The sequence below is a fragment of the Microcystis sp. LE19-10.1B genome (assembly GCF_027530565.1).
Taxonomy (GTDB): domain Bacteria; phylum Cyanobacteriota; class Cyanobacteriia; order Cyanobacteriales; family Microcystaceae; genus Microcystis; species Microcystis aeruginosa.
This window is the reverse complement of the sequence record NZ_JAPZQM010000266.1, coordinates 1-6,631: the sequence shown is the minus strand read 5'-3', so window position 1 is coordinate 6,631 and position 6,631 is coordinate 1. Positions and strand designations below refer to the sequence as shown.

General features: G+C 42.5%; 5 protein-coding genes. 4 read left to right on the top strand and 1 reads right to left on the bottom strand.

Annotation, left to right across the window (positions count from 1 at the left end):
- Nucleotides 1-235: 235 nt before the first annotated feature.
- A complete protein-coding gene (gene pheT / locus O9332_RS09695) occupies nucleotides 236-2,671 on the bottom strand; it encodes a phenylalanine--tRNA ligase subunit beta (protein WP_002763714.1) in 2,436 nt (811 codons plus the stop codon).
- Between the two features lie 204 nt (nucleotides 2,672-2,875).
- On the opposite strand from pheT, the gene O9332_RS09690 reads away from it, so the two are divergent.
- The 4 genes from O9332_RS09690 to O9332_RS09675 all read left to right on the top strand — a co-directional run bounded on the left by O9332_RS09690 (nucleotide 2,876) and on the right by O9332_RS09675 (nucleotide 6,504).
- Nucleotides 2,876-3,994: an AAA family ATPase gene (locus O9332_RS09690; protein WP_147072001.1), complete on the top strand. Its 1,119-nt coding sequence runs from the start codon at nucleotides 2,876-2,878 to the stop codon at nucleotides 3,992-3,994.
- A gap of 301 nt (nucleotides 3,995-4,295) precedes the next feature.
- Nucleotides 4,296-4,967: a DUF3226 domain-containing protein gene (locus O9332_RS09685; protein ID WP_288025157.1), complete on the top strand. Its 672-nt coding sequence runs from the start codon at nucleotides 4,296-4,298 to the stop codon at nucleotides 4,965-4,967.
- A gap of 97 nt (nucleotides 4,968-5,064) precedes the next feature.
- Nucleotides 5,065-5,697, top strand: a complete 633-nt coding sequence (locus O9332_RS09680) for a 2OG-Fe(II) oxygenase (RefSeq protein ID WP_012266408.1) — start codon at nucleotides 5,065-5,067, stop codon at nucleotides 5,695-5,697.
- 27 nt (nucleotides 5,698-5,724) lie between these two features.
- Nucleotides 5,725-6,504: an ABC transporter ATP-binding protein gene (locus O9332_RS09675; protein WP_002763710.1), complete on the top strand. Its 780-nt coding sequence runs from the start codon at nucleotides 5,725-5,727 to the stop codon at nucleotides 6,502-6,504.
- Nucleotides 6,505-6,631 lie beyond the last annotated feature (127 nt).

The window sequence follows — 6,631 nt, the reverse complement described above, 5'->3', positions numbered from 1 at the left end:
ACTCAATTGTCTATCTTTTGGTATTAACCTATTTGTGCCTTAAGTCCTTTCCTGTATGAATTTCAGCTACTTTTGAGCGTAGTTGCTCTCATCGAATTTTATTTTAAGTTAATTATTTGCATAACAATTCCCGAAGAGCCGGTAATCATTAGAGGCGATATTGATAGCGATGTGTGAGATTATTCTTGAGATAATATAAGGTCGATGTCTGATAACTGATAATTGATCGCTGAATTTAACTTCTTAAAGAAACTTGGAACTGTTTAACTAAAGCTTCTCGCACTTTTGTCATTAAGGGTTCCACATCTTCATCGGTTAAAGTTCGATCGCTGGCACGATAGACTAAACTAAAGGCCAAACTACAATGATTTTCTGGCACATTCTGCCCCTGATAGCGATCGAATAATTCGACTTTTTCTAAAAGAGTTCCCCCAGCATTTTTGATAGTTTTTGTCAATCTATCTACGGGTATATCTGTGGAAACAAAGAAGGCGATATCTCGCGCAGCCCCCGGATAGGTAGAATAGACCTGTAAACGCGGGGTAATTTTGGCACTATCGCTAAGAGTTGCTAACAGGATCGGGAACTGGATTTCAAAGGCATAAACTGCCTCAATTAATCCCTTTTGCTGACGCAATTGCGGGTGTAGTTGACCAAAAATTCCTAGTCGTTGTTTACCAATCCATAAAGAGGCTGTTCGTCCGGGATGAAAACGCGCATCTTCGGCATCTTTTTCGTAGCTTACCGTCAGCGAAAGGCGATCGAATACTGCTTCTAAAATCCCTTTTGCTTCGTACCAAGTCATGGCCACCTCTTTACCCGATCGCAGCCAACGTCCGGCCGGGAAGAAATCACCGCCAAAAATACCAGCAATTGCATCGTATTCGTTGATATTATCCGATTCTAAGCGGAAAACTCGCCCGATCTCGAAGCCATTTAAGGAACCGTTACCCTGAGACTGATTATACTCAAACGCTTCGATTAAACCGTCTAGGAGATTAGTCCGCAAAGCAGAATACTCGACAAAAAGGGGATTAGCGAGGACAACTTCCGCTAATTCCGGTTTAACTAGGGAATACTGGACTAATTCCGTCAAACCCACTGCGCGAAAAGCTTCCCGCAGCCGACGCTGTATAGTTTCCTCAAAGGATAATCCTCCGGCTGCGGTTTTTGCTGGCAAAGTATCGACAAAGCGATCATATCCGTACAGTCGCGCCACTTCTTCAATTAAGTCAATTTCCCGTTCTAAATCCCGATAACGGTAGTCTGGGACTGTCACAGTCCACAGAACAGGATTTTTCGAGGTTAACTGCAATTCACAGCCCAAATTGCCTAAAATCCGTTCCACATCTTCGGCGATAATTTCACCGATCGCACCATCATCTAGGGTAACTTGACCCAGTAGCTGCTGTAAACGTTCTAAACGCAATTCGATCGAACCCCTGGACCGTTCGGCACGATAATCAGCTTTAACCTGACTGCTGACAGTTCCCCCAGCTAACTCTAGAATCAAATCGATCGCCCTTTGACAAGCATATTCCAAAGCGGCGGGATTAACACCGCGTTCATAGCGTCCGGAAGATTCGCTGCGTAAACCCTGCGCTTTTGAGGAACGACGGATAGCGATCGGATCGAATAAAGCCGACTCTAGCACAAGATTAACGGTTTCCTCGTTAACTTCCGTCTCTTGACCTCCCATCACCCCCGCTAAAGCTACAGGCTTGTTATTGGCAGTAATTAACAAATTAAGCTCTTTTAAGCTTCTTTCCTGGCCATCAAGGCTAATAATTTTTTCCCCTTCCTCGGCAAAACGGACCCCAATAGTAACGGATTTACCTCCGGCAAAACTTTGTAAACGATCGCGATCAAAAGCGTGTAAGGGTTGTCCCCACTCCAAAAGTACATAATTAGTAATATCGACCACATTATTGATCGATCGCAATCCGGCAGCCTGTAAACGCTGTTGCAACCATAGCGGAGATGGGCCAATTTTTACCCCCTCGATCACCGTACCAATATAAGCAGGACAAGCTTTATTTTCTGATATTTCCAGAGATAAATCTTTTTTAGGGGAAAATTCTCCTAATTTCACTTTTGGTAGGCTTAATTCTCCTCCTGTCAAAGCCGCTACTTCTCGCGCGACTCCGATCATACTCAAAGCATCGGCGCGGTTAGCGGTGGGAGAAATATCTAAAATCACCTCATCGAGTCCTAAAAGGGGACGAACATCTGTACCTAAAGGGAGATTTTCCTGGCTAAAAATGTGGATTCCTTCAGAATCTTTAGTTAATCCTAATTCTGCGAGGGAACAGATCATCCCTTCCGATTTTACCCCCCGCAATTTAGCCGGTTTAATCGTTAAATTGATTTTAGGTAAATAAGTTCCCAAAGTAGCCACGGGAACTAGAATATCAGCCCTAGCATTGGGCGCACCACAGACAATTGTACTAGGGTTTTCCTGACCGATATCCACCTGACAGACACTTAGTTTATCTGCATTGGGATGGGGTTGGCGATCGATAATTTTACCAATAACCACACCCTTTGCCCATTCTCGGCGATCCTCGATCTCTTCCACTTCTATTCCCGCAATTGTCAATAATTCGGCTAATTCTTGGGGAGATTGGGCTATTTTGACTAATTCTCGTAACCAGTTGATCGAAATCCGCATCGTTAATTCTTGCTTGCCGTTGGTTCTTAACTATTGTAAACGGGGGGTAGTCACCGCGACCGGGTTGGCAGGAAAATGATTGCTAGTCAAAAAAAGAGCCTCAAATGAGTTATAATACAAGGGTTTTATCGTAAAAATTGCAAATTTTATCTTTGATCCTAGCTATTTCAGTTGTTATCGGCAATATTGTAGGAGCCAGTAAAAATGACTCGGCTTTTTGAAAGTTTACAAATCAGTGGTTATCGTGGTTTTGAACAAATAGAACTGTCTTCTCTAGGACAGGTGAACATTTTTGTCGGTAATAATAATTCTGGCAAAACTAGCATTCTCGAAGCTGTTTCAATTGTTTGTAATCCCCTCGATCCCTTTCAGTGGCTAGAAGTGGCTCAACGTCGATTATATCTAGGCAGAACATTTTTAATGCGACCGGATTTGGAAGCAATTAAATGGGTTTTCTTTCGTCAGAATAATCTTGCTAGTAACCCATCCTATCAAGGACAAATTTCGATCAAGTGTACTGGAAATTCACCGATTAAAAATCTAGCAGCTAATCTCACCGATATTTACGGTGCGAGCAACGAAAAAGGCAACCCAGAAAAGTTCAATGATGATTCCACCGATTCGGAAACCGATCTGGTTATCAATGGGTTAGAATTAAGTGTTACCGCCCATATTTTAGAGCAAGGCAGTTTCCTTAGTATAGATAATGAACAAGTATTTCAGTTTTGGGAAAAAGAGCGCTTTATTCAAAGGAAACGACAAAAAATACTGGTGGAAAATGCCACCATATTTCCTGCTTATTTGTCCTCGGAACCAATTCTAGATAGACTATCCAAAATCATCCTAAAGGAAGAAAATAACAAAGATGACATCCTAGATTTAATTCGGTTATTTGACGAGGAAATCACCGACATACAAATACTTTCACCCAACAATAGACCAACTCTTTATATAGAACATAAACAGCTTGGTTTTGCTCCTCTCTATGTGTTTGGTGACGGATTTAAAAGAACCTTAGTTATGGTGCTGAGTTTGTTGACAATTACCGATGGGGTACTTCTAATTGATGAAATCGAGACATCTATTCATATTTCTGCCTTAAGTCGTGTATTTTCTTGGTTAATTAACACCTGTAATCAAAGAAGAATTCAACTTTTTGTAACTACCCATAGTTTAGAAGCAGTTGATGCCATGCTACAGTCAGAAAAGGCCATAGAAGACGTGGTAGCTTTTCGGTTAAATTCTCCAAGGGAAAAACCTCAAAGATTTTCGGGCGATTTATTGCATAGATTGCGTTGGGAACGCGGGTTAGATGTGAGGTAGAGATGGTGAGATACTGCTATATTGTTGTCGAAGGTCCCCAGGATGTCGAATTCTTAATTGGTTTACTTAAATTGGTTCTTTGTTACTTGGTATGGTTCGATAGGGGGGCATAAATCGACTAAATCCTTATCTGGCAAGAGTTCTATTGATTAGTTTGTTCTAGATCAAAAATAATTGACAAAAATCGCCAAATGCCTTTCTATATAAGGGTTCCATCCCTTATAACCCCCGTCCATTGCATAACAAAAACCGAAGAACCCTTAAATTTTATGGCTTAAAGCGAGTTATTCATTTATCTTCATTGGATCAATTTTGGGAAAAACTTATCCCGAAAGGTTATCCAGTAGATGATGATTTAACCAAACGAGTACCAGTACCATCTTTTGTTCAAAATGAGCAATTATCAATCGCTTTACATAGTGCTATTGGCGATACACGCATAGCGCAAACCATCGAAGAAAGTCTCAAGTTTATTCAACCTTCACAGCTTTTTAGTGTGGGGATTTTTGCCGATGCTGATTACAGGGAAACACCTCAAGAAAGGTTCAATAAACTAATTACTAAGTTATCGGATATTGACTTACCAAATTTGCTACCACCTTCTCAAATTGGTCAAGTTAACAATCATTCGCCTCGCTGTGGTATTTTCATCGCTCCTAACAATCGTGAGCAAGGAACTTTAGAAGATATTCTCCTCGAATGTGCTAAGATAAATTATCCTGATTTACTCAATCTTTCTCAAACCTACATAGAAAGTATTGACAGGAATCAGTTAACTAAAAATGATCTCGAAGATTTTAAAAAACCAGCAGGTGAAAAGAAAGCAATTATATCCAGTATTAGTAGTATATTAAGACCGGGTAAAGCCCTACAAGTTTCCCTACAAGATAATCGCTGGCTAGATGAGAAAATCCTAGAATTAGAGAGCATCAAGCTTATTAAAAATTTCCTTGAGCAAATTATCGGACTTTGAGAAAAAAAAGATAATTGAATAGCTGCTATCGAAATTATCCCCATCTCCCCTAAAAACAAGCTATCCTAAAGATTGCCATACCGTTGCGATTCTATCCGTGCCTTACTATTCCCAATATCCCGACGCTTTTACTCCCAGTTATCTGAGCGAACTACAAGGACAGATTCTCGCTTGTCCCCACTTCACAGTTAACAATTTAAATCGAGATTTCGTTAAAACCAAAGGCTTTTCTATCGCTTTTCGACGCACACAAATCAGCGAAGTCGAACGAATGTTTCCCTATTTTAAACCCTATCTTGATCGCAGTTTACAAGCTGACTGCAACGCTTTTTATCTTAACCCCTTACTCCTACAAACCGGTTCACGAGTCGATCCCCATATCGATCGCTCCCTGCGCTCCTATTGTAAAACTATCGATCCTCCGCTCCTAGTTAGCGTCCTTTATGTGCAGGTTCCTAAAGATATTCAAGGGGGGGAACTGGTACTAGCAACAGGCAATCGTTCCGTGGCCCAGATTCGTCCTTGTGCTAACACCCTGATCCTCTTTCAAGGAGATCTCACCCATTCAGTTAATCCCGTTAGCTGTTCTGGTATTCGTCTGAGTCTTGTCTGCGAACAATATCGGTTAGATGCTGAAGAATTGCGAGAGATTCCCGAAATGCAGATAGAATCGCGAACCATAAAACCAGAAAAGAAAAAAAAGAAAGATCGGGTCGTTGCCCTACAATAAAAGGGGATTTTTGTAAAGATATTCTAGATGGTGATGCGCGAACCGATCGTCGAATTAAGGGGAGTAACCAAAGCTTTCGGCAAGAAAGTAATCTTAAATAACGTCGATCTGAAAGTGTACGAAGGGGAAGCGATCGGCGTGATCGGTCCATCCGGGACGGGAAAATCGACGATTTTGCGCTTAGTCGCCGGATTACTTGCCCCCGATCGAGGAGAAGTGTACATCTACGGCACAAAACGGCAGAGAACCGTAGAACAGGGGGAAGATCCCCTCGGTGTTGGTCTAGTTTTCCAACAATCGGCCCTTTTTGACTCCCTCACCGTCGGGGAAAATGTCGGTTTTGCTCTCTATCGCAACTCAAAGCTAAAACGAGCCGAAATCCGCGATTTAGTGGAAGAAAAACTGGATTTAGTGGGAATGTCCGGTTCCTACGACCTCTATCCCTCTGAAATATCCGGAGGGATGCGAAAACGCGTCAGTTTAGCCAGAGCAATTATCAGCGATCCCTCGATCGCCGCCGATCGACCGAACATTCTCCTTTACGATGAACCCACTGCCGGACTCGATCCGGTTGCTTCTACCCGCATCCAGACGGTAATTATGGAACTTCTCAAGGTAAAAAAAGCCTGTGGGGCCCATCTCATTGTCACCCACGTCCATAGCACCATCGAAAATACCACCGATCGCATCGTTTTTCTCTATAAAGGTCAATTTCAATGGGTTGGACCGACTCAAGAGGCTTATCACTCCGAAATCCCCGTACTCAAGCAATTTTTTACCGGCAGTATCGACGGACCAATTCAGTGATCAGTCAATTGAGGGAAGTGGGGTGTGGGGTGTGGGGTGTGGGGTGTGGGGTGTGGGGTGGTGGGTGGGGGCTGGGTGCGGGGGGAGGGGGGGAGTCGTGAGAAGTATAATCTCATGACTCCTGACT

What these genes read in the sequence shown, in the direction of transcription:
- pheT (WP_002763714.1), bottom strand. Translation starts at nt 2,671, where the DNA reads ATGCGGATTTCGATCAACTGGTTACGAGAATTAGTCAAAATAGCCCAA.
- O9332_RS09690 (WP_147072001.1), top strand. Translation starts at nt 2,876, where the DNA reads ATGACTCGGCTTTTTGAAAGTTTACAAATCAGTGGTTATCGTGGTTTT.
- O9332_RS09675 (WP_002763710.1), top strand. Translation starts at nt 5,725, where the DNA reads ATGGTGATGCGCGAACCGATCGTCGAATTAAGGGGAGTAACCAAAGCT.